Origin of the sequence: Gaoshiqia sediminis, assembly GCF_025907915.1 — a bacterium.
Taxonomy (GTDB): Bacteria; Bacteroidota; Bacteroidia; order Bacteroidales; family Prolixibacteraceae; genus Gaoshiqia; species Gaoshiqia sediminis.
Genome location: NZ_JAPAAF010000018.1, coordinates 20729 through 42882, shown reverse-complemented (window position 1 = coordinate 42882; position 22154 = coordinate 20729). Strand labels below are relative to the sequence as shown.

Genomic DNA, 22154 nt, shown 5'->3' with positions numbered 1-22154 from the left:
AATGGTCCTTCAATTTTTACTTGTTATTTCCATTATTCTACAGTTCTTTGCGGTTGGTGTGGCCATAAAACTTACCAAGGTCACCAAATACAATTTTTCGTGGATCTTGCTCACCATTGGCTTCATCGTAATGGCTATCCGGTTATTAGTTGAAATCCTGCCGTATGTAAGCAACTTTCAGCCACAGGAATTGGGCGAAATCATGGTTTGGTCGGGGGTTATCATGTCGCTTGCGTTTGCCATTGGCGTGTTTATGATCCAACGAATTTTCAAATACATGAAACGGGTAGAAGACTCTCGCCGATTAACCGAAAAAATGTTCCTGAACGCCATCATCCAAACGGAAGAAAAAGAACGAAAGCGCTTTGCCAAAGATTTACATGATGGGCTGGGACCATTGCTTTCCACCGTAAAAATGTCGGTCTCGTCGCTGGCACAACTGGAACACGACAAAGTATCGGAAGAAATTGTGAAAAATACCGAAATGGTGATTAACGAGGCCATCAAGTCCCTCAAGGAAATATCGGACAACCTGAGTCCGCATGTACTGGATAACTTCGGCCTGCTCCGGGCTCTTCGCAACTTTTCGAATAAAATTAATACGACCAAAGCCATCCATATAAAGATCGATTCGAACCTGGGTGACGAACGCTTTGACACCAATGTGGAAGTGGTTTTGTACCGCGTGGTATGCGAGCTGATCAACAACACCATCAAACACGCCAAGGCAAAAAAAATTGAAATCAGATTGACCAAAGAGGAAAAAAATCTTACCATTGCATACAAAGACAACGGAAAAGGTTTTAACAAGACCAAATTGCTTGAACATCCCGGAAGCGGCATGGGTTTCTCGAACATCTTTTCGCGCATCAACTCGTTAAAAGGCGAAATTCATGTTGAAAGCGAACCCGGGAAAGGCACCTTGGTTATTATTAAAGTAAAAACAGAAGATGAGTGATTACACCCGAAAAATTATTATCGTTGACGATCACACCTTGTTCCGAAACGGTTTACGCATCTTGCTCAACAACCTCCCCAATTTTCAGGTGGTTGGCGAAGCAGCCAACGGACAGGAATTTATCGATCTGCTTGACCACACCCAAACCGACTTGGTTTTACTCGACATTGATATGCCTGTGATGGACGGCATTGAAGCGGCAAAACTAGCCCTCCAAAAGGTTCCCGAGTTGAAAATCATCACCCTCTCCATGTATGGCGAAGAAGATTATTATTACAAAATGGTGGATGCCGGGGTAAAAGGTTTCGTGCTGAAAAATTCGGATATGAACGAGGTAAAAAGTGCCTTGGAAACCGTATATGAAGGAGGCAACTATTTTTCGTCGGAATTGCTCCGAACATTGGTGAATAGCCTGAGAACCAGCACCAAAAATAAAGAACCCCAAACCGGCTTGTCGGATCGGGAAATTGAAATCCTGATTTTAATTTGCCAAGGCCTGTCCAATCAGGAAATTGCCGATCAGCTGTTCATATCGAAACGGACGGTTGATAAGCACCGGGCCAACATCCTGGAAAAAAGTGAGTGTAAAAATACAGCGCAACTGGTGATGTATGCCATTAAAAATCAACTTGTTGAAATCTAACTGGTCACCCGGGTCACTTTTCCTCCCACCACAAAGGGTTCTTTTATTTTCAGTTTTCGGCGAAGCCATGCTGCCATAAAAAAGAAGGGCATAATGGTGGCAAAAGGGCTAAGTTTTTCAGGCAGACCGGTTTCTTTCAATTCGATGCATAAGCCACCGGCAAGTGCAATTTTCTCAATGAGCTTGGCAGTCCGCTCCCCTTGTTCCCCCACCGGGTTGATGACGAAAACGACCGACCGCCCAGCTGCTTCCTTCACCCCATGATCGTATTGCGCCAATGACATGCCGATAAACGGGAGTTTAGTAGCTTCGGTAAGCACCTGCGCGGCCTGCATGGCTGTACCCAAATTAGGCCCGGCACCCAAGATGTAAAAACCCTTGTATTTTCGTTTTTTCAGCAAACGGAAGGTCAATTGGCCCCATTCTTCTCCGCGAGCTTTAAACGAGGGAAAATACAGCTGGTTATACTCCAACGCCGGCTGCGGATCAATTCCATGCCCTAAAAATAATACCGTCAAGCTGTTGATATACGTTTTTGTGGACGAAAAACGCTCCCGTCCGGCACATAGGTCAACGGCAACATCGGCTGCCGGATGGTTGGCCAAAGGACTGCGCAAATCGTTAACAATAGGAACAAACTGCTCAAAACGATCGGCACACCAGAGGGTTTCGCTACTTTCGCCCGACTGGGAAATCAACACGGCTTTCTCAAATTGCCTGACTTTTTCCAAATAATTGAAGTATTCAGAAGCAATCTCCGGATAAATTTTCATTCCCTGGTAACGCAATACCAGCGCAGCAAAATAGGACGAGCCCATACCAATATAGGGTACTTTTTCAGGCAAAATTAGCCCCTTATTATGCTCATAACAGACCCCAGCCTGGTATGGTATTTCAAAAAGTTCGGATTCCACAAGCATCAAATTTATAGAACAACAAGTTACGACTATTTAAAGTATCCGTTACTTTTTTTAAATGAATTTTTTAGAAATCAATAAAGCCTGATACCCGTAATGACCGCCAAATAACAAGAAATGGTTCAGGATGTGGTAAAGCTGATATAATTGCACCCGCTCTTCCCAGCCGTTTTCAAGCGGAAAAGATTCCTGATAGGCGTGCCAGGTGCGGTTGGAAAAACCACCAAACAGGGTCATCATAGACAACTCCATCTCGCGGTCGGCATAATACGAAGCCGGATCGATCAGCGCCGGGCCCCGGCTGGTGTACAGGAAGTTGCCGCTCCACAGATCGCCATGGATCAGCACCGGCACAGAACGCAGAGGGAGCAGCTGCGGAAGTTTGCCCATCAGCATTTCATACACCTTTAGATCAGCTGAGCTTATCCCACGGCTATCTCGTATCAAACGCACCAGGTAGGCCAAGCGGTTTTCTGCGAAAAAAGCCGGCCAATTCCCCGTCCAATCGTTTTGCTGAGGCGTTAAACCGCAATAATTGTTGTGTGAAAAACCAAATTTATCCCCCGCCTCCCTGTGTAAATGAGCCAATCCGTAACCTAACTTCTCATCCTGCTTCGGAGCACTGCCGGGTTCGAGATATTCCAACAGGATAAAACCGGGCAGGCTGCCATTTTCTGTGGCCAACAAAACTTCGGGGACCAGCAGGCTATCAGCGGCATTCTTTCTCAAGGCGTTCAGGCATTCCGCTTCCCGTACAAATAAATCATCGGGACAGGAAGCATTCCATTTCAAAAAGAAAGTACCGTGGCTAGTTTTCAGTTTCCTGGCAAAACTGATGCAGCCACCGCCAACCGGCACCGTTTGCATTAACTGAAAACTGTTGCCAAACCGGTTCCGAAGGGCTTCGGTCAAAAAGTTCAATATGTTTTCTTCCATAAGTAACAAAATTCTGTGATTATCCCGGATTATGCAAGTATTGGAATGCTGAAATAATTCTTCAATCATTGGTTTTTGATTGCCGGAACGTTTTACTCGATAACCAGGATGAGCACTTCAATAAGTCCCTCTTTATACCCATTGAAAAGAATCGATAATCGTCTTAAATTGTATAAATATTTTAACGTTATGACCTCAGCAGAAAGTTTTTTCAGACATTATTCGTTATCCAACAAAGCAAGATTTTCGGAAGAATCCTGCTCCGACAATGAATTCTTGTCTGATTTTCTGGTTTTTGTCCCTGAAGTTCTGGCTGACCTTCAGGATAACATTGACCACAGGCAAATTGCTGAATTCTATAAAAATTTGATCCACCTTAAGTTCATGGTGGAATATGCTGATGACTTGAATCGGTATTGGTATTTACTCAGGGCTTACTCGGGCGGATTGAAACGATTGATGGATAAACAAACCGTGCAGCATGCCATGGAAGTTTACTTGTATTACCACCATCGTTATGGCGCACGCCGCATTTTCAAGCAGGAAAACTGGTTTGAAAATAAGCGCTGGCAATTCCTCGATCGCCTGATAGATGTGGAAGACTCCAAAGGCCTGGCCATTTTTTTTGAACAAGTAACGGACGAACTCAGCGAAAACTTTCAGATTTATAAAAATAGCTTGCTACGCTTTCACCGTGAAGTGAAAAAAATTGTTGATGCCAATTAAATGGCTCCACCCTCTACCTTGTTGCATTTCCTTCCTAAAAAAACGACGATATCTCAACCACGCGCGTGCCATTTCACGATAGTGCGGCTTTCAAAATTATTCGCACCGATCTTTTTGTTATTTTTACAATATTCTTAATTTTGACGTTAATTCAATGCTCCGTAAGTTTAGGCACATCCCGCTTCCGGCATTGATAAGCAGGCTATAAACCCAACAACTTTTTTATGAAATTCGGTTATTTCAAGGACGACGTACGGGAATATGTGATCACGGATCCGCAAACTCCGTGGCCCTGGATCAACTACCTGGGCAACGACGAATTCTTCAGTATCATTTCGAACACGGCCGGTGGCTACAGTTTTTATAAAGACGCCCGGTTACGGCGCCTTACCCGCTATCGTTACAACAATGTGCCTATTGACGACAATGGTAAGTATTTCTACATCAAAGAAAACGATACCGTATGGTCGCCAGGCTGGAAACCGGTAAAGACCGATGTCGAAAATTATAGTTGCAGGCATGGTATGGGCTACACCGCTATTCAAGCTTGCAAAAATGGACTGGAAGCCGAAGTGCTGTATTTTGTCCCTTTAAAAAGCAACCTTGAGGTACAAAAACTACGCTTAAAAAACCATTCAGCCGAAAAGAAAAATTTCCAGATTTTCTCATTTGTGGAATGGTGCCTGTGGAACGCGCTGGACGACATGACCAATTTCCAGCGGAATTATTCCACCGGCGAAGTGGAAGTGCAGGGCTCCACTATTTACCACAAGACCGAATACCGCGAAAGGCGAAACCATTTTGCCTTTTACCATGTGAATACGCCCATTGCCGGTTTCGATACCGACCGCGAAACCTTTGTGGGGCTCTACAATTCGTACCAACTGCCACAGGTGGTCGCCGACGGAAAACCGACCAACACGATTGCCCATGGCTGGTCACCCATTGCCTCGCATTGTTTGGAAGTGGAGCTAAACCCGGGTGAAGAAAAAGAATTCGTTTTCCTGCTAGGCTATGTCGAAAACGATGAAAACGACAAATGGGAAGCCCCGAAAGTTATTAAGAAAGACAATGCACTGGAGCTGATTTCCCGTTTCGACACGGTGGAAAAGGTGAATACGGCTTTTGCCGATCTGAAAAACTATTGGGACAAATTACTTTCCGGCTTCTCGATCAGCAGCCATGACGAAAAACTTGACCGAATGGTTAACATCTGGAACCAATATCAATGCATGGTGACCTTCAATATGTCGCGCTCAGCCTCGTTCTTTGAATCAGGTATTGGGAGGGGCATGGGTTTCCGCGACTCCAACCAGGACTTGATTGGCTTTGTGCACCTCATCCCCGAAAAAGCCCGCGAACGCATTCTTGACCTCGCAGCCACGCAGATGGAAGATGGTGGCGCCTACCACCAATATCAACCCCTCACAAAAAAAGGCAACTCAGATATTGGCGGCAACTTCAACGACGACCCGTTGTGGCTAATTCTTTCAACGACCATCTACCTGAAAGAAACCGGCGACTGGGACATTCTGAATGAAGTTGTCCCCTATGAAAACGACGAAAGCAGAGCACAACCGCTGCTTGATCACCTGAAACGCTCATTTGAACACGTCACCAATAACCTTGGGCCACACGGGTTGCCGCTAATTGGGCGTGCCGATTGGAACGACTGCCTGAACCTGAATTGTTTCTCCAAAAATCCAGACGAATCGTACCAAACCACCGAAAACCAAATCGGTGGCGTGGCCGAATCGGTGATGATTGCCGGCATGTTTGTGCTGTACGGGGCCGATTATGCCGACCTGCTGCAACGCCTGGGAAAAGAAACCGAAGCCGCACAAGCCTGGAAAGCTGTTGAAAACATGGAAGCAGCCATCAATCAACACGCCTGGGATGGAGATTGGTTTTTACGCGCCTATGATTACTATGGGGAAAAAATTGGCAGCCAGGAAAATGACGAAGGCAAAATCTTCATCGAGTCAAACGGTTTTTGCACCATGGCCGGCATCGGCAAGGATGACGGACGCGCCCAACAAGCCCTCAATGCCGTTAAAAAGCACCTCGACTGCGAATACGGCATCGTCCTGAACAATCCGGCTTACAGCTATTACGACTATTCCAAAGGTGAAATAAGCAGCTACCCCGAAGGATACAAAGAAAACGCCGGTATTTTCTGCCACAATAATCCGTGGATTATGATTGGCGAAACCGTATTGGGCAATGGGAACCAGGCGTTTGAATATTACTCGAAAATTGCCCCCGCTTACTTGGAAGAAATCAGCGAACTGCATAAAACCGAACCTTACGTTTACTCACAAATGATTGCGGGCAAAGACTCGTGGAAACCCGGTGAGGCCAAAAATTCATGGCTGACCGGAACAGCCGCCTGGAACTTCTTTGCGATCTCAAGGTACATCCTGGGTATCCAACCCGATTATGAGGGGCTGACAATTGATCCATGTATTCCGCTGGAGTGGGATGGTTTTCGTATTCAACGGGTGTTCCGGGGCACCACTTACCAGATTGAAGTGAGAAATCCTGATCATATTCAGAAAGGCATAAAAGAAATATGGGTAAACGGAAAACGGAACAACGGAAACACGGTTCCGCTGCAACAATCTGCTACTTGCGACGTGCTGGTAATTATGGGTTAAATAAAGTTTCAGCAACGCTTTAAACCACTTCATCTAAACAATTGATTTATATATAAAAAAAGAGGTTGTCCCATTAAATCGGGACAACCTCTGTTCTTTTGCCGGTTGTTTTTTACCATCTTCCGCGGCCTGACCGGTTGCCACTCCGCACGCCTGCTTGCTTTCCGCGCGCACACCGTCCCTGTGCAAAGCCAGCTTTTTGGTTTCGTCCATACCCTTTGCCCGATGCCGTTAAAGAGGCAAACTGCTGTTGTTGCTCCGGTGTCAGCAAAGCGGACACTTCATTGCGGTGGGCAGATTGAGCCGCCAGCATCTTTTCGCGTACGGCGTCCTTTGTGGCCAGATCGGTCGTGCCCCTCCGCTCATTCCTCAGGCTTGTCATTTCCTGTTGATGAGCCTGTTCCAGTTTGGTAATTTCTGACTTCTGCTGCTCGGTCAAACCCGAAATTTGATTCAGGCAACGCAACGACCCAACATTTTGTGCTTGTACATTTACGGCCATCATTACTACCAGAATGAATAAGCCAATTCCCATTTTTGTTTTCATTTTCAACTTATTTTAAATGATTAATTTCTTATTGTGGCTGTGTCTGTCATTCCCGGGAAAATCCATCATCAGCCCCGGTCTTCGTTCCTGTTAACCGGTTTTAGCTCTTTGACACAAGCCCGTCAAAAAACTTGCGGTAGAATTTATTTTTCTTGCACAAAAAAAGAGAAACGAATCACGAAATATCCACAAACCGAATGAATATCAAAACATTAGTAAGAAACAAACAAACAGTTACTCAATGAGGAAACTTTTATTTCAATATGATTGAAGTTTTATTCTTCCATTTTCCAGTCAGTGCTGTATTTTAGCGGAAATCTTCTCGAGTAAAATAGATAGCCTCTATGAAAAAAGAACTTCGCATTTTATTGGTCGTGTTTCTGTTCCTGCAGTTCGTGTATTGGGCCGGGCCCAAGCCTTCCAAACCCACATTCGATCATTCACTTCCGGAGATTGAAGTGGCGCTGGAAGATATCGACCGGTTTATTGCCACCAGGGAGGCTGAATTGCCCGTAAAACCAAACAATGAGAGCCGGATTTTTTGGAACGATGACCATCTGAAAAGCAAAACAGCCTTTTGCCTGCTTTATCTGCACGGTTTTTCAGCATCCGGTTTCGAAGGCCAGCCAACGCATATCAATGTTGCAAAACATTTCGCGGCCAATGCCTACATTCCGCGCCTGGCAGCTCACGGGCTGGAAGGTACTGAACCCCTACTGAACATGACACCGGACACCCTCTACAAATCGGCAAAAGAAGCCCTGCAAATTGCCCGTCTGTTAGGTGAGAAAGTGATTATCATGAGCACATCTACTGGAGGAACGCTGTCGCTGAAACTGGCTGCCGATTTCCCGGAACTGGTGGACGGACTGATGCTGTTGTCCCCCAATATCGCCATCAACAATCCCGCAGCTTTTTTACTTTCGAAACCTTGGGGACTACAAATCGCCCGACGAGTGTACGACGGAAAATACCGTTACGTAAATGAAAATCCAGACGATGTGGAATGTCAGTACTGGAACTGCCATTACCGGCTGGAAGCCACTGTTTATCTTCAACAATTGATTGAAAAAACCATGACCAAGCGCCTTTTTAACAGGGTAGAAACACCGACTTTCCTGGCCTACTATTATCAGGATAATAACCACCAGGACCATGTTGTGCGTGTGGATGCCATGCTGAAAATGTTTGAGCAACTGGGAACGCCTGACTCCCTGAAACGGAAACAAGCATTTGATGCGGGTACGCATGTTATCGGATGTGAGCTTTATTCGAAATGCCAACCGCAAGTAGAACAAACTTGTATCCGATTTGCTGAAACCGTTTTGCGGCTGAAACCGAACTGATTGTTGATAATCCGTGGAATACTGGCAATAGAAAAATTAAAAACAGGAAAGCTGGACCATTCGGAAAAAATTCGAAACAAGAAAGCTTTACAGGCTCTTTACCAGGCGGATTTCTTCTAACCGGGCCTGGGCTTCCGGGTCCAACTGAAACAGGGCTTTCAGATGGTTGCAGGCATAGTCGGGGCAAAGTGCACAATTTTCCAATTCTCTGTTCCGGGCACATTTGCGGATTTCGCAGGCCAGACATCCGGTAAACAGCTTATCGGCAGGAGCCAGGCAACCTTCGCAATCGTTAATATCTTCGGATGTTAGTACAATTCCATACTGCTCCGACGCCTGTTCAGCAATGCGCAGACGCATGTCCAGTTGCTTCGTTTTATCCGGTTCAAGAGTCGCCAAATATATCGGGCAGGTATCACATCGCAATCCACAGTAAGCAATCATATCCCTTCATTTTGCAGTTCACTCACTTTGGGATATACGTGCTCCTCCGCATTCGGTTGTACCATCGTTATAAAATGATTGAGGGCCCCGCACCGCGAAACCCTCAAATCCATGTATTTTACCCGGATTAACAGATTTATAATTTCCCAAACAGGTCGAACTCTGTAGCGTCTGCAATGTTGACCGGATAAAAATTACCAACCTGTATTTCAGTTGATTTTTCAATCAGGACTTCTCCATCCACTTCGGGCGAATCAAATTCGGTCCGTCCGATAAAATAATCGTCCTCTTCCCGATCTACCAACACCTTCAGCGTTTTCCCAATATGTTTCCGGTTCAGCGAAGCCGAGATATCTTGCTGCATTTCCATCAGTTCTGCCGCACGGGCTTCTTTCACTTCCTGCGGAATGTCGTCCTGATACATCTTCCAGGCATACGTATCGTCTTCGCTCGAATAAGCAAACACGCCCATACGTTCAAACGGATACTCACGAATAAATGCTTTCAGCTCCTCAAAATCCTCCTCGGTTTCACCCGGATGACCAACCAAAAAAGTGGTGCGAAGTGCAATTCCCGGAACTTCTTCGCGTATCTTTTTAACCAGATTGATGGTTTCTTCCTTCGTAATTTTGCGGCGCATCATGCCCAACATGCGATCGGTGATGTGTTGCAGCGGCAAGTCCAGATACTTGGCCACATTATTGCGTTCGCGCATGACCTTCAGTACATCTGCCGGAAATTTGGACGGATATGCGTAATGCAAACGAATCCATTCCAGTCCTTCAATATCGGCCAGTTTATCAATCAGCTCGGCCAGTTTGCTTTCGCCATAACGGTCAATACCGTAATACGAAAGGTCCTGGGCAATTATCAACAACTCCTTTACACCTCCGGCCACCAGATTTCGGGCTTCTTCCAACAAACTTTCCATGCTGCGCGACTTGTGGTTGCCGGTAAATTGCGGGATGGCACAAAACGAGCAATGACGGTTGCAGCCTTCGCTTATTTTCAGATATGAAAAATGCCCCGGCGTGGTCTTAATCCGGTGGTACATCTTCTGCTCGTAAAAATTAGCATTCAGATCCCGGATGATTTCCTTGAAATCGAATTTGCCGTAAAACTTGTCCACTTCCGGTATTTCTTTGATCAGATCTTCTTTGTAGCGGGCCGATAAGCAGCCCATCACCAAAAGCTTATCCAACTTCCCGGCCTTTCTGGCATCGACAAAATTCAGGATCGTATTGATCGACTCCTCTTTGGCATCGGCAATAAAACCACAGGTATTAAGGATGACAATATTCGCATCGTCCTTTTCCGAATCGTGAACAACTTTAAATCCGTTCAAATCGAGCTGGTTCAGCAGCATCTCCGAATCGACCAGGTTTTTCGAGCACCCCAGCGTCATGATATTGACTTTTCCCCTCTTCATGTTCAAATCTCTATTAATTTCGTCAACTACAACAAACAAAAGCTTTACGAGAACAGCGAATCGACAAATTCCTTACGGCGGAAAATCTGAAGGTCTTCCATTTTTTCGCCAATACCGATGTATTTTACCGGAACTTTAAATTGATCGCTGATGCCAATTACCACGCCGCCTTTCGCTGTGCCATCGAGCTTGGTCAGGGCCAGAGCCGTTACTTCGGTGGCCAGCGTAAACTGTTTAGCTTGCTCAAACGCGTTCTGCCCGGTAGAGCCATCCAGGATGAGCAGCACTTCGTTGGGTGCATCCGGAACAACTTTTTGCATCACCTTTTTAATTTTGGCCAGCTCATTCATCAGGTTGATCTTGTTGTGCAGACGGCCGGCTGTGTCAATAATCACCACATCGGCGCCCGAGGCTTTGGCCGAGGTCAGCGTATCATATGCCACCGATGCCGGGTCGGATCCCATATTCTGACGGACGATGGGCACATCCACCCGTTCGGCCCAGATCTGGAGTTGGTCGATGGCCGCTGCCCGAAAGGTATCTGCGGCACCAAGCACCACTTTTTTGCCGGCTTGTTTAAAGTTCCAGGCCAGTTTGCCAATCGTGGTGGTTTTTCCAACGCCGTTAACGCCAACCACCATAATTACATAAGGTTCAGTACGCTGCGGAAGATCAAAATCAGCAACGTCCTCCGTATTATTTTCCTCCAGCAAAGCTGCAATTTCTTCTTTAAGTATCCCATTTAACTCATCAACGCCCAAATACTTATCACGGTCAACCCGTTCTTCAATCCGGCGAATGATCTTCAAGGTGGTATCAACGCCCACGTCCGAAGTAATCAATACTTCCTCCAGGTTATCCAATACCTCATCGTCAACCTTTGATTTTCCGACAACGGCACGGCTAAGTTTTTTGAATACACTTTCCTTGGTTTTGGAAAGCCCCTGTTCCAGACTTTCTTTTTTTGCTTTGGAAAATACTCCGAAAAGACCCATAATCTTCAAATTTTAAGGGGCGCAATTTACGAAATTAAACGGAGATTCAGGGCTTAAAATCTGCTGGTATCCAAATAATCACCGGCAAAAACATCACCTGGTCATGAGTCACGAAGCTTGCGAATCTCTTCTTTCATTTCAGCTAACACATCCGACAGGCGCGCAATATCCAGATGACTGGGTTTGGGCATTTCAAAACTAAGCACCCCGCGTGCTTTCCAGATTTCAAGAACAGAACTGCTGTCAACAAGATAAGGTTCGTATTCCGGATTGTCGGATTTCAACAACAAATGAGTTCCATTTTCCAGATAGATCCGCTTATAAACCAAACCTTCATCACGGGTAATCAGCACATAAGTTTGCCCGTCGCGCAGATCAGAAACCGATTCAACAAATTCGCAAAAAAGATATGAACCGGACAAAACCGGTAACATACTATCTCCTTTGATTTGAAAAACCCGGTATGTCTTTCCTCCCAAAAGTTCAGGAACCGGCATCGAAAACCGGGGCAGCTGCCCGATAAATTCAGGATCGGCAAAACCATTGAGGTACCCAGCCGAAGCTTTTACCGGCACAATCGGGATCAACTCATCATTATTATGATCTACCACAACAGGTAAAATCTGCAAGCCTTTTGCCCGACTCCTTTCATGGAATCCCGAACTCAAATTGATACTCACCAGCTCATCAATTGTCAGATTATAAGCTGCGGCCAACTGCTGCAAGACCGAAATTTTGGGCATAGCCCTACCCTCTTCGTACGACCCGATCAGGGAGCGTTTCAACTGCAACTTGTCAGCTAGCTCCTGCTGGGTAAGCCGATGTTGCTTTCGCAAATATTTGATATTTTCAGCAAGTTGATCCATAAAAGATATGTTTGAGGGGTACAAATTTATTTCTTCCAAAGCGAAAAATAGCTTTTCAAAATTAACCAATAATTTCAGCCTTTACTAATTTATTTAGTATTTTTGTATGACAAATGATTTAACCCTCCGGAAAAACGTCAAAAATAGCAGCAAATGGAACAGACCCTTCAGGAAAAGCTAAAAATATTGGCAGACGCAGCTAAATACGATGTTTCTTGCTCATCCAGCGGAAACAACCGGCAAAACACAAATGGCGGACTTGGCAACGCATTGTCATGCGGTGTTTGTCACAGCTTTACCGATGACGGGCGGTGTGTCAGTTTACTGAAGATTTTAATGACCAACCATTGCATTTACGACTGCGCATATTGCATCAACCGTCGAAGCAACGACCGGCCGCGGGCCACGTTCACCGTCCAGGAAGTAGTTGACCTCACCATCAACTTCTACCGGCGAAACTATATTGAAGGCTTGTTTCTGAGCTCCGGAGTCATCAAAAATCCTGATTTTACAATGGAACGTCTGATGCTTGTTACCCAAAATTTACGACTGAAAGAGCGTTTCAACGGCTACATCCACCTGAAAGCAATCCCCGGAGCCAGTCCCGAACTGATCCGCCAAGCGGGATTATATGCCGACCGGCTGAGTGTCAATATCGAAATTCCGACAGAACCGGAACTCAAACGGCTCGCCCCGGAAAAGAGTTTTGGTACCGTCTTGCAACCCATGAACCAAATCAAAGAAGGCATCCAGCTTTACAAGGAAGAACGCCGGAAATTTCGAAAAACACCTGCCTTCACTCCGGCCGGGCAAAGTACCCAACTGATTGTTGGCGCCACACCCGACAGCGACCGGCAAATTTTGCAGTTGGCCTCGGGTTTTTACCACGAGCAGCAACTGAAGCGGATTTACTATTCTGGCTACCTGCCCGTAAACGAATACGACAAACGGCTACCTGCGCTCCAATCGCCGCCCTTGGTCCGCGAAAACCGGTTATACCAAAGCGACTGGCTGATGCGTTTTTACCATTTCCGCGCCGACGAAATCCTGACTCCTGAGCAGCCATTCCTGGACCTGGACATTGACCCGAAATTGGCGTACGCCTTGCGCAACTTGCATCTCTTTCCGGTTGATATAAACAGGGCCGATTACGAAATGATCCTACGGGTGCCCGGCATTGGGGTGCAATCGGCCAAAATGATTGTGGATGCCCGCCGGTTTCGGAAGCTAAACAGCTATCACCTGAAAAAAATTGGCGTGGTACTGAAGCGTGCCCAATACTTCATCACTTGCAACGAATTGCCGGTATATCGCGGTAATTGGGATCCCGGGCAATTGAAAAACCACCTGATTGCTGAATGCCACACGAAACGGAAAAAACCTGGAGATACACAACTGAGCCTATTCCCGCTCATTCCGGCCTTATCCGCCCCGGCAAAACAACTTCATTTTAAAAGCTAAGTCATGGCATTTCTGCTTTACGATGGCACATTTGAAGGTTTTCTGACCGTGGTTTTTGAATGTTACGCTCAAAAACTGGCGCCGGTTGATCTTTGTAAAGAAACTGCCTTCCAGAAAAATTTGTTTATTAAAAAGCTCTCCATCCATACCGATGAACAAAAGGCCGGGCGGGTTTGGAGATCGCTTCAGGCAAAACTTCATCGGCAAAATAAAAATCTGCCGCTACTGGTTTTTCTATCCGAAAGTACTGGAATTGAGATGAAATTGTACCGGTTCATCCGCCGTGTATTTGATTCAGGCAGAAGCATTGAAACCGATTTTGGGGATCAGGATGTACTCGAATTGAAGAAAATTGAGCGTCAGGTGCTGCGCGAAACCATGCGAATACTCCAGTTTGTGCGTTTTCAGCAATCCAGGGACGGTTTGTTTTTTGCACCGGTTGAACCGGAATTCGATGTGTTGCCTTTTACAATCAACCATTTCCGCGAACGATTTGCCGACCAGCTATGGCTGATTTACGACATCAAACGAGATTACGGCATTTTCTACGATCTGAAAGAAACACGGGAAGTTGTACTCTCTGAAAAGACATTTTCGCAGACTGACGGGAAAGTTTCAGCTAATTTACTGGAAGAAACCGAAGAAACTTATCAAACCCTATGGAAAGCTTATTTTGACCACATCAACATTCCGGAACGGGAAAATGAAAAATTGCAGCTTCAGCACATGCCCCGCCGGTACTGGAAATTCCTGCCCGAAAAATCGCCGATCAAGTAAATCGAAAAAAAAGCTTCCACGTTAAAGTGAAAGCTTTTTCATTAAGCAAAGTATATTTTACTTTTTAAAATAATCTTTAACCATTTCGTTTGGCACTACGCCTTCCTGAAATGTATAAGCACCGGTTTTATCAGATTTTACCATTTTGATTACTTTGGCATAACCTTTACCAGCTCCTTTTTGTAATGATGCAACTGCTTTCTTAGCCATATCTCAAATTATTTAATTTCGCGGTGAACAGTTACTTTTTTCAAGTTTGGGTTGTACTTTTTCAACTCCAAACGTTCAGGTGTATTTTTCCGGTTTTTTGTAGAAATATACCGTGAAGTTCCGGGAACACCACTTTCCTTTTGTTCGGTACATTCCAGAATTACCTGAACCCGATTACCTTTCTTAGCCATTTTTTACCCTTTTAAATGTTCGTTACCAAACCTTTTGCTTTGGCATCTTTCAATGCAACACTCAGCCCATTTTTATTAATGGTACGCAAGCCAGCGGCCGAAACGGTCAACGAAATCCAACGATCTTCATTCGGAAGATAGAACTTTTTGTTGAACAGGTTCGGACTGAACCGACGTTTGGTTCTTCGTTTCGAGTGAGAAACATTATTTCCCACCATCGCTTTTTTTCCGGTTATTTGACAAATTCTTGACATTGTCTTATTTTTTTACAGATCACACGTTTTTCAAACAGTTCGCAAAATAAGTGCATTTTCTTCAAATATTCAAATTGTCAGCCATGTTTTTTGTTCTTTTTTCAACAAGTAATTGTTTATAAATCAAAAAGTTTTTCATTCAGCCCCAATTTACAATGGTTCCGGACGCACTTAGCTGCCTGTTTACATCCTCGTCGGGAAGTACGAATATCCTGTTTATAAGTGAATAAGCGGATTATTACTATGAGCGAGTATACTTGTATCTTCATTTTCGGCCTCATTCCAAAGAGCTCGAATTTTCTGCGTATTGCAGTGTAAGCCGGTGCGGAATTATTGTACCGTTTTCATTTTCTTTTTTACAGAAAAGAAGCTTATTTTAGGTGAAAAATCAGCCCCATGAGTCCAGAACGATCAAGATCTTATCCAACCATACTGGGTGCAGCCCATCTGGTTATTTTATATATTTTCATTCAAACCGTTGTTGACTTTCCATTAGCCGTGTGGGATTATTATCACGGAACCGAATTTTTGTACCACCCCGTGAAAAAAATTGTGCTGGGTATTGGCTCGGTTGTTTTTATTCTGGCCTTTGGCTACCGGAAAGCACAAACCAGCCTAAAGGAACTTTTTCCGGCCAAGAGGTTTAATGTACTCATTTTTATCCCGATGACCTTGTTTCTGATGGCAGCCCACATTTTTCTGGCCGAAGTCAACCGGGCCGTGGATCAATTGATACCGGCACCGCCTTGGTTTTGGGAACTGTTCGACCGTATTTTTGAAAACGATTATGGTTTTTATGGCGCCTTTCTGAAGGTGGTGGTTATTGCCCCGGTCATCGAGGAACTGATTTTTCGCGGGATCATTATGCACGGATTCATGCGTAATTATCCGAAAATTATCGCGATTATAGTGTCGGCCTTGTTTTTTGCCTTGTTTCACCTAAATCCCTGGCAATTCCCAGCCACCTTTCTGCTGGGCTTGTTGCTGGGATGGATAATGGTGGTTACCCGCAATATTTTTGCCTGCATTGCCGGCCATGCCATCAACAATCTGCTGGTGTTGCTCAGTATCGAATATTGGGAAGAAATCACAGGCTTTTCGTTTTTTCTGCTGGAGAAAAACGCACAACTACAAATAAGCTACCTTGTTGCCGGACTGAGTGTGGTGCTAATTGCCTTGATTGCCCTAATAAAAAGAAAAAGGTAAGCTGATGGATTACGTATTGATTGCATTGGGGATCACACTACTGTTATTGGGAATTGCCGGAGCTATTTTACCGGTTTTGCCCGGTCCACCGCTCAACTATGGAGCCTTGCTGCTGCTTCATGCCACGGCTAAATACCATTTTACAGATCGGTTCCTGCTCATTTGGGCAGTAATTACCATCTTGGTTTATGCACTTGACTATCTGATTCCCGCTTGGGGTACCAAAAAGTTTGGCGGCAGTAAACAAGGCGTTTGGGGCAGCATTACAGGCCTGCTTATCGGACTGATCTTTTTCCCGCCCATTGGAATTATTTTAGGCCCGTTCATTGGGGCTGTGCTGGGCGAACTAATCGGCGGAAAAACATCAACACAAGCATTACGTTCTGGCTTTGGCTCGTTTGTCGGTTTTTTAACAGGAACGCTCCTCAAGCTAATCGCCTCGGGCATGATGACCTGGTATTTCTTTAAAGAATTAATTTGATGTGACTTTCTCCTCGTCCGGTTATTGTTCGGCAAAGGTGAATTAATTTTAGGGAATCTGTCATCTATCAATCTGTAGTTGGTTCGCAGCGGTTATATTTCTCGGTGAGGGTTTTCAAAAATTCTTTTTGCGAGCTTTTCAAAAGCTTCCATTCCAGGCGCCACTCCCAATTGTTGGCCACGGTTCCGGGAGTATTCATCCGTCCACGTCCATCCAACTCCATCAAGTCTTGCATAGGTAAAATGGCCATATTGGCTACCGATGCCCAGGCAGCTTCGATCAGGCTGCGGTGAATGTTGCCCCAGCCCGAACTGAAATAGCGCTTCAGGTTTTTACGTTCTTCTTTGGTGGCCGTTTTCAGCCAGCCAATGGTAGTATCGTTGTCGTGCGTGCCTGTATAAACCACAAAGTTCTGGTTGTAGTTGTGCGGCAAATTTACGTTAGAAGCATCCGAGGCATAGGCAAACTGGAGCACCTTCATGCCGGGCAGACCAAAGTGGTCGCGCAGCTTTTCCACCTCGGGGGTAATTATGCCCAAATCTTCAGCAATGACAGGCAACTCGCCAAGCTGCGATTTCAACAAGCTGAGCATCTCAAAGCCCTTGGCTGGAAGCCATTTGCCGTTGATGGCATTTTCTTCGCTGGCCGGTATCGCCCAAAACGACTCCAATCCGCGGAAGTGATCAATGCGGATCAAATCGAACATGCGCAGATTGAAATGGACGCGAGCGGCCCACCAGTCGTAGCCGCGTTCGGCCAAACGGTCCCAGTCGAATACGGGGCACCCCCAGTACTGGCCGGTTTCGCTGAAATAGTCGGGCGGCACCCCACCCACGTGGGTCATCTGCCCTGCTTCATCCAGCAGAAAAATATCCTGGTTGCCCCACACGTCCGAGCTATCGAGCGACACGTAGAGCGGCAAATCGCCGATAATACGGATGCCTTTGCTGTTGGCATAGGCTTTCAGCGCGAACCATTGCCGAAAGAAAATGAACTGCACAAAACGATGAAAATAAATATCGGCGGCATGTTCGTGCATAGCCACATCCATTTCGTGACTGTCGCGGTGTTTCAACTTTTCAGACCATTCATTCCAGCACAATTTTTCATTTTTACCTTTAATAGCCCGGAACAGGGCATAATCGTCCAACCACCAAGAGTGTTCGCCCAGAAAGTTGTAGTAATCTTCTTTCCAGTCGTTAAACTTCTTCTTAAAAGCTGAAAAGGCCTTCCGCAATAACTTGGTTTTTCCCTTCAGCACCAGGTCGTACTCCACCTTTTTGGTCGAAAGCACAGGCATCTGTTTTAGGTCTTCTTCCCTGATCAAGCCTTCTTCAATCAGCTTCTCCAGGCTGACAAAAAGAATATTCCCGGCAAAAGCCGAAAAGGACTGGTAGGGCGAATTACCGTAACCAGTTGGCCCCAGCGGCAAAATTTGCCACAATGTTTGTTTGGTTTCATGCAACAAATCCACAAACGCATAGGCGTCGTGCCCCATGCTGCCAATGCCGTAAGGGTTTGGCAGCGAGCTGATATGAAGTAAAATCCCACTATTTCGTTTCATCCTCTTTTACTGTTTTTCTGAATTTACACAACAGATCAGCCGTTTCCTGCACCAGACGTGGCCCGGCGCCAATAAATCCTACGCTGATTTGTTCCAAGACCTTTGGGGTTCTATTTCAGGCAAAAATAAAGTTTTTCAGGGTCGAACATGTTAACGATGAAAAAGATTTGCAGTCGTAGCCATTTCGTTTTCATTCTTGTCCGAACCAGTCAGTTGTTGTCAATCATCGTTACCCTGAACGTACGGTTCATAGGTGGTTGACCCAGCCAGCTGCAACATACATTTCTGCTGACCAAACCCGAAACTTTCGTCCGCCCGGTGCCGCGTTGCCGCCAAATAAGCGTACCTTTGCGGCAACAAAAAAAGCAGACGTATGGCAGCAATAGGCTTAATGAATGAATTGGAAGTGTTGAAAACAGTTGACTTTGGCGTTTACCTGGATGGCGGCCCGCACGGCGAAATCCTGATGCCCAAGCGGTATGTTCCCGAAAATTGCCAGGTTGGCGACACTGTGGAGGTTTTTATTTACCTTGACTCGGAAGACCGGCTCGTGGCCACTACCGATAAGCCATATGTCATGGTAGGCGAGTTTGCCAAACTGAAAGTGGTTTCCACAACAGCCATTGGCGCCTTTCTGGACTGGGGACTGCCCAAAGACCTGTTGGTGCCCTTCCGCGAACAGCAGGTGAAGATGGAGGAAGGCAAATCGTACCTCGTGTTTGTTTACCTCGACGATGAGAGCCAACGGATTGTAGCTTCTTCCAAGCTCGATAAGTTTGTGGATAACATTCCTGTTGATTACGAAGTGGGCGAAGAAGTTGACCTGATCATTGCCGGGCAAACCGACATGGGCTACAAGGCCATTATCGACAATAGCCACTGGGGGCTGATTTTTAAAAATGAAGTTTTTCAACCGCTGAAAATCGGTGACAAACTGAAAGGCTTCATCAAAAATATCCGCCCGGATGAAAAAATTGACCTATCGCTCGAAAAAGCCGGTTACGAAAAAATCGACAGCATTTCGCAATCCGTGCTGGATAAGCTGAAAGAGGCTAACGGTTTTCTTCCCTTCAACGATAAAAGCGACCCGGATGTCATATCAAAAACCTTTGGCATCAGCAAAAAGAACTTTAAGAAAGCGATTGGCGCCCTGTACAAACAGAGACTTATTAACATTGAAGATCAAGGAATAAGGCTGGCAGATTAAGTATTTAGTAGCAGTGACCAGTCTCAGTTTCGCAACCCGTAACTCCAAACATGAAGCTTTGTATTGCAGAAAAACCGAGTGTAGCCAGAGAAATTGCCCAGATTTTAGGAGCCAAAAGCCGCCGCGACGGCTATTTTGAAGGGAGCGGCTACCAGGTTAGCTGGACATTCGGCCATCTTTGCACGCTGAAAGAACCCAACGATTACACCGATCGCTGGAAATACTGGAACCTGCGCGAACTGCCGATGATCCCCCCGCGTTTCGGCATCAAGGTAATTGACGATGCCGGGGTGAAAAAACAGTTTGCCATCCTGCAAAGTTTAATTGAAAAGGCCGACGAGATCATCAACTGCGGCGATGCCGGACAGGAAGGCGAGCTCATCCAGCGCTGGGTGCTGGCCAAAGCGCAAAATAAAGCGCCGGTAAAGCGACTGTGGATCTCGTCGCTCACCGAGGAAGCCATCCGCGAAGGGTTTGAAAAGCTGTTGCCCGGCGAAGAATTTGACAAGCTGTACGAAGCTGGCAGTGCACGTGCCATTGGCGACTGGCTGCTGGGCATGAACGCCACCCGGCTGTACACGCTGAAGTACGGCCAAAACAAACAGGTGCTCTCCATCGGGCGGGTACAAACCCCCACCCTGGCCATGATTGTTGAGCGGCAGCTGGAGATCGAAAATTTCAAGCCCGAACCTTATTGGGAAATAAAAACCACTTACCGCGAAACCGTATTTTCGTCCACCACGGGGCGTTTTCAGAAACCCGAAGATGCGCAAACCGTGCTGGAGGAAATTTCGGGCATCGACCTGTACATTGGAAACATTGAAACCAAAAACAGCAACGAACACCCGCCGCGCCTGTTCGACCTGACTTCGCTGCAAATTGAGTGCAACCGGAAATTCAACCTGAGCGCCGACGAAACACTCCGAACGATTCAGTCGCTCTACGAAAAGAAAGTGACTACCTATCCGCGTGTGGATACCACTTTCCTGTCAGATGACATATACAAAAAAGTACCCGGCACCCTGAAAAACCTGAAAGGATTTGAGAACCTCACACAGCCCATTTTGGACGGCGGAAAAATCAGAAAGTCAGCCAAAGTTTTCGACAATAAAAAAATCACCGACCACCACGCCATCATTCCCACCGGGCAAAACCGGATCGATTTGACGGATAACGAACGAAAGGTGTTCGACTTGGTGGCCAAACGTTTCATTGCTGTTTTTTACCCGGATTGTCAGGTGGCCAACACCAGCATTGAAGCCAGCATTGGACCGCACCCCTTTAAAGCCACAGGCAAACAAATCCTGAAACCGGGCTGGCGGTCAGTTTTTCAAAATGAAAAGGACGACAACAGCGAAGACCGCATCCTGCCCGCCTTTACCACGGGCGAGCACGGGCCGCACCAACCCGAATTGCAGGAAAAGCAAACCCAACCGCCGCAATATTTTACCGAAGCAACCCTGCTCCGCGCCATGGAAACGGCCGGCAAAAATATGGACGACGAGGAGCTGCGCGACCTGATGAAAGAAAACGGCATTGGCCGCCCTTCCACCCGTGCCAACATCATCGAAACGCTGTTCCGCCGCCGGTACATCCGTAAGGAACGCAAACGTCTGGTGGCCACGCCTACCGGAGTTGACCTGATCCTGAGCATCGAAAACGAGCTGCTGAAATCGGCTGAACTCACCGGACAATGGGAACGCAAACTCCGCCAAATTGAATCGGGCGAACTGGAGATCGGCCGGTTTATGGACGAACTGAAAACGATGGTAATGGAGGTGGTTACGCAAGTGAAAACATCACCGAAGAAGGAAATTGCATTGTTGGAAGATGAGCCGGAAGAAAAGGGAAAGACGAAATCAGGTGAACCGAAAACCCAAAAGACAACGGCAAAAGCCCCAAAAAAAGAGGAGGAAGAAATCATTTGTCCACGCTGCGGAAAAGGCAAATTACTGAAAGGCAAATCGGCTTGGGGTTGCTCCGAATGGAAAGACGGCTGCCGGTTTACCATCCCGTTTGTGGTGCACGAAAAAAAGCTCACCGACAAGCAGATTTCCACCCTGGCTACTAAAAAGAAAAGCCCGTCCATCAAAGGATTCAGCTATCACGACCTGAAAATCGACGGTAAACTCATGCTGAATGATGACTGTGAAATCGTACTTCAAGCCGAAATTAAAGACGACAGCACCTGCCCGAAATGCAACATCGGAAAAATCGTGAAAGGTAAAACGGCCTATGGTTGTACCAATTTCAAAGCTGGTTGCGATTTTAGGGTGCCGTTTGAGATCGGATAATGCGAATGCCGTTGCGACTATTGCGTATTGTCTGGGAATGACTTT

General features: G+C 46.2%; 22 protein-coding genes. 11 read left to right on the top strand and 11 right to left on the bottom strand.

Annotated elements, in window-relative coordinates; genetic code table 11:
• Position 1: 1 nt before the first annotated feature.
• A complete protein-coding gene (locus N2K84_RS12555; RefSeq protein ID WP_282592169.1) occupies positions 2-958 on the top strand; it encodes a sensor histidine kinase in 957 nt (318 codons plus the stop codon).
• A complete protein-coding gene (locus N2K84_RS12550; protein ID WP_282592168.1) occupies positions 951-1601 on the top strand; it encodes a response regulator in 651 nt (216 codons plus the stop codon). The genes N2K84_RS12555 and N2K84_RS12550 overlap by 8 nt, the downstream gene beginning before the upstream one ends.
• Here N2K84_RS12550 and N2K84_RS12545 read toward each other — a convergent pair.
• Together N2K84_RS12545 and N2K84_RS12540 are read right to left on the bottom strand one after the other, a co-directional pair.
• A complete protein-coding gene (locus N2K84_RS12545; protein WP_282592167.1) occupies positions 1598-2515 on the bottom strand; it encodes an SIS domain-containing protein in 918 nt (305 codons plus the stop codon). The two genes, N2K84_RS12550 and N2K84_RS12545, sit on opposite strands and share 4 nt — an antisense overlap.
• 57 nt (positions 2516-2572) lie before the next feature.
• Complete coding sequence (locus tag N2K84_RS12540) at positions 2573-3454, bottom strand: fructosamine kinase family protein (protein ID WP_282592166.1); 882 nt, start codon at positions 3452-3454, stop codon at positions 2573-2575.
• Between the two features lie 189 nt (positions 3455-3643).
• Here N2K84_RS12540 and N2K84_RS12535 point away from each other — a divergent pair, with 189 nt between their 5' ends.
• Entirely contained in the window at positions 3644-4180 is a 537-nt protein-coding gene (locus tag N2K84_RS12535; RefSeq protein ID WP_282592165.1) for a hypothetical protein, read from the top strand.
• A gap of 224 nt (positions 4181-4404) precedes the next feature.
• A complete protein-coding gene (locus tag N2K84_RS12530) occupies positions 4405-6837 on the top strand; it encodes a glycoside hydrolase family 94 protein (RefSeq protein ID WP_282592164.1) in 2433 nt (810 codons plus the stop codon).
• A 112-nt stretch (positions 6838-6949) separates the two neighbouring features.
• On the opposite strand, the gene N2K84_RS12525 is transcribed toward N2K84_RS12530, so the two are convergent.
• Entirely contained in the window at positions 6950-7384 is a 435-nt protein-coding gene (locus N2K84_RS12525) for a Spy/CpxP family protein refolding chaperone (protein ID WP_282592163.1), read from the bottom strand.
• A gap of 344 nt (positions 7385-7728) precedes the next feature.
• Here N2K84_RS12525 and N2K84_RS12520 point away from each other — a divergent pair, with 344 nt between their 5' ends.
• Complete coding sequence (locus N2K84_RS12520; RefSeq protein WP_282592162.1) at positions 7729-8730, top strand: alpha/beta hydrolase; 1002 nt, start codon at positions 7729-7731, stop codon at positions 8728-8730.
• A gap of 87 nt (positions 8731-8817) precedes the next feature.
• On the opposite strand, the gene N2K84_RS12515 is transcribed toward N2K84_RS12520, so the two are convergent.
• The 4 genes from N2K84_RS12515 to N2K84_RS12500 all read right to left on the bottom strand — a co-directional run bounded on the left by N2K84_RS12515 (position 8818) and on the right by N2K84_RS12500 (position 12464).
• Positions 8818-9174, bottom strand: coding sequence for a DUF3795 domain-containing protein (locus N2K84_RS12515; protein ID WP_282592161.1), 357 nt, complete (start codon positions 9172-9174; stop codon positions 8818-8820).
• Positions 9175-9310: 136 nt separating this feature from the next.
• Complete coding sequence (rimO, locus tag N2K84_RS12510; protein ID WP_282592160.1) at positions 9311-10603, bottom strand: 30S ribosomal protein S12 methylthiotransferase RimO; 1293 nt, start codon at positions 10601-10603, stop codon at positions 9311-9313.
• A gap of 44 nt (positions 10604-10647) precedes the next feature.
• A complete protein-coding gene (gene ftsY / locus N2K84_RS12505; protein WP_282592159.1) occupies positions 10648-11598 on the bottom strand; it encodes a signal recognition particle-docking protein FtsY in 951 nt (316 codons plus the stop codon).
• Positions 11599-11699: 101 nt separating this feature from the next.
• On the bottom strand, positions 11700-12464 hold the full coding sequence (locus tag N2K84_RS12500; protein WP_282592158.1) for an XRE family transcriptional regulator: 765 nt from the start codon (positions 12462-12464) through the stop codon (positions 11700-11702).
• Between the two features lie 153 nt (positions 12465-12617).
• Between N2K84_RS12500 and N2K84_RS12495 the strand changes: the two genes are divergently transcribed.
• On the top strand, positions 12618-13925 hold the full coding sequence (locus N2K84_RS12495; protein WP_282592157.1) for a putative DNA modification/repair radical SAM protein: 1308 nt from the start codon (positions 12618-12620) through the stop codon (positions 13923-13925).
• Positions 13926-13928: 3 nt separating this feature from the next.
• Complete coding sequence (locus N2K84_RS12490; RefSeq protein ID WP_282592156.1) at positions 13929-14702, top strand: TIGR03915 family putative DNA repair protein; 774 nt, start codon at positions 13929-13931, stop codon at positions 14700-14702.
• Positions 14703-14759: 57 nt separating this feature from the next.
• Here the strand turns inward: N2K84_RS12490 and N2K84_RS12485 are convergent, their stop codons facing one another.
• Genes N2K84_RS12485 through rpmB form a run of 3 tightly spaced genes read right to left on the bottom strand, consistent with a single transcriptional unit; the run spans position 14760 to position 15357 of the window.
• On the bottom strand, positions 14760-14912 hold the full coding sequence (locus tag N2K84_RS12485; RefSeq protein WP_282592155.1) for a DUF4295 domain-containing protein: 153 nt from the start codon (positions 14910-14912) through the stop codon (positions 14760-14762).
• Positions 14913-14920: 8 nt separating this feature from the next.
• Positions 14921-15103 (bottom strand): 50S ribosomal protein L33, encoded by a 183-nt coding sequence (gene rpmG, locus N2K84_RS12480; RefSeq protein WP_282592154.1) that lies wholly within the window; start codon positions 15101-15103, stop codon positions 14921-14923.
• Positions 15104-15114: 11 nt separating this feature from the next.
• The gene (gene rpmB / locus N2K84_RS12475) at positions 15115-15357 is read right to left on the bottom strand and encodes a 50S ribosomal protein L28 (protein ID WP_282592153.1); all 243 of its coding nucleotides are present in this window, start codon (positions 15355-15357) and stop codon (positions 15115-15117) included.
• Positions 15358-15753: 396 nt separating this feature from the next.
• Here rpmB and N2K84_RS12470 point away from each other — a divergent pair, with 396 nt between their 5' ends.
• Positions 15754-16563, top strand: a complete 810-nt coding sequence (locus N2K84_RS12470; RefSeq protein ID WP_282592152.1) for a CPBP family intramembrane glutamic endopeptidase — start codon at positions 15754-15756, stop codon at positions 16561-16563.
• A gap of 4 nt (positions 16564-16567) precedes the next feature.
• Entirely contained in the window at positions 16568-17044 is a 477-nt protein-coding gene (locus N2K84_RS12465) for a DUF456 domain-containing protein (RefSeq protein ID WP_282592151.1), read from the top strand.
• A gap of 67 nt (positions 17045-17111) precedes the next feature.
• On the opposite strand, the gene malQ is transcribed toward N2K84_RS12465, so the two are convergent.
• Positions 17112-18608 (bottom strand): 4-alpha-glucanotransferase, encoded by a 1497-nt coding sequence (malQ, locus tag N2K84_RS12460; protein WP_282592150.1) that lies wholly within the window; start codon positions 18606-18608, stop codon positions 17112-17114.
• A gap of 373 nt (positions 18609-18981) precedes the next feature.
• Between malQ and N2K84_RS12455 the strand changes: the two genes are divergently transcribed.
• Positions 18982-19815, top strand: coding sequence for a CvfB family protein (locus N2K84_RS12455; RefSeq protein ID WP_282592149.1), 834 nt, complete (start codon positions 18982-18984; stop codon positions 19813-19815).
• Between the two features lie 50 nt (positions 19816-19865).
• The gene (locus N2K84_RS12450) at positions 19866-22109 is read left to right on the top strand and encodes a type IA DNA topoisomerase (protein WP_282592148.1); all 2244 of its coding nucleotides are present in this window, start codon (positions 19866-19868) and stop codon (positions 22107-22109) included.
• Positions 22110-22154: the final 45 nt, after the last annotated feature.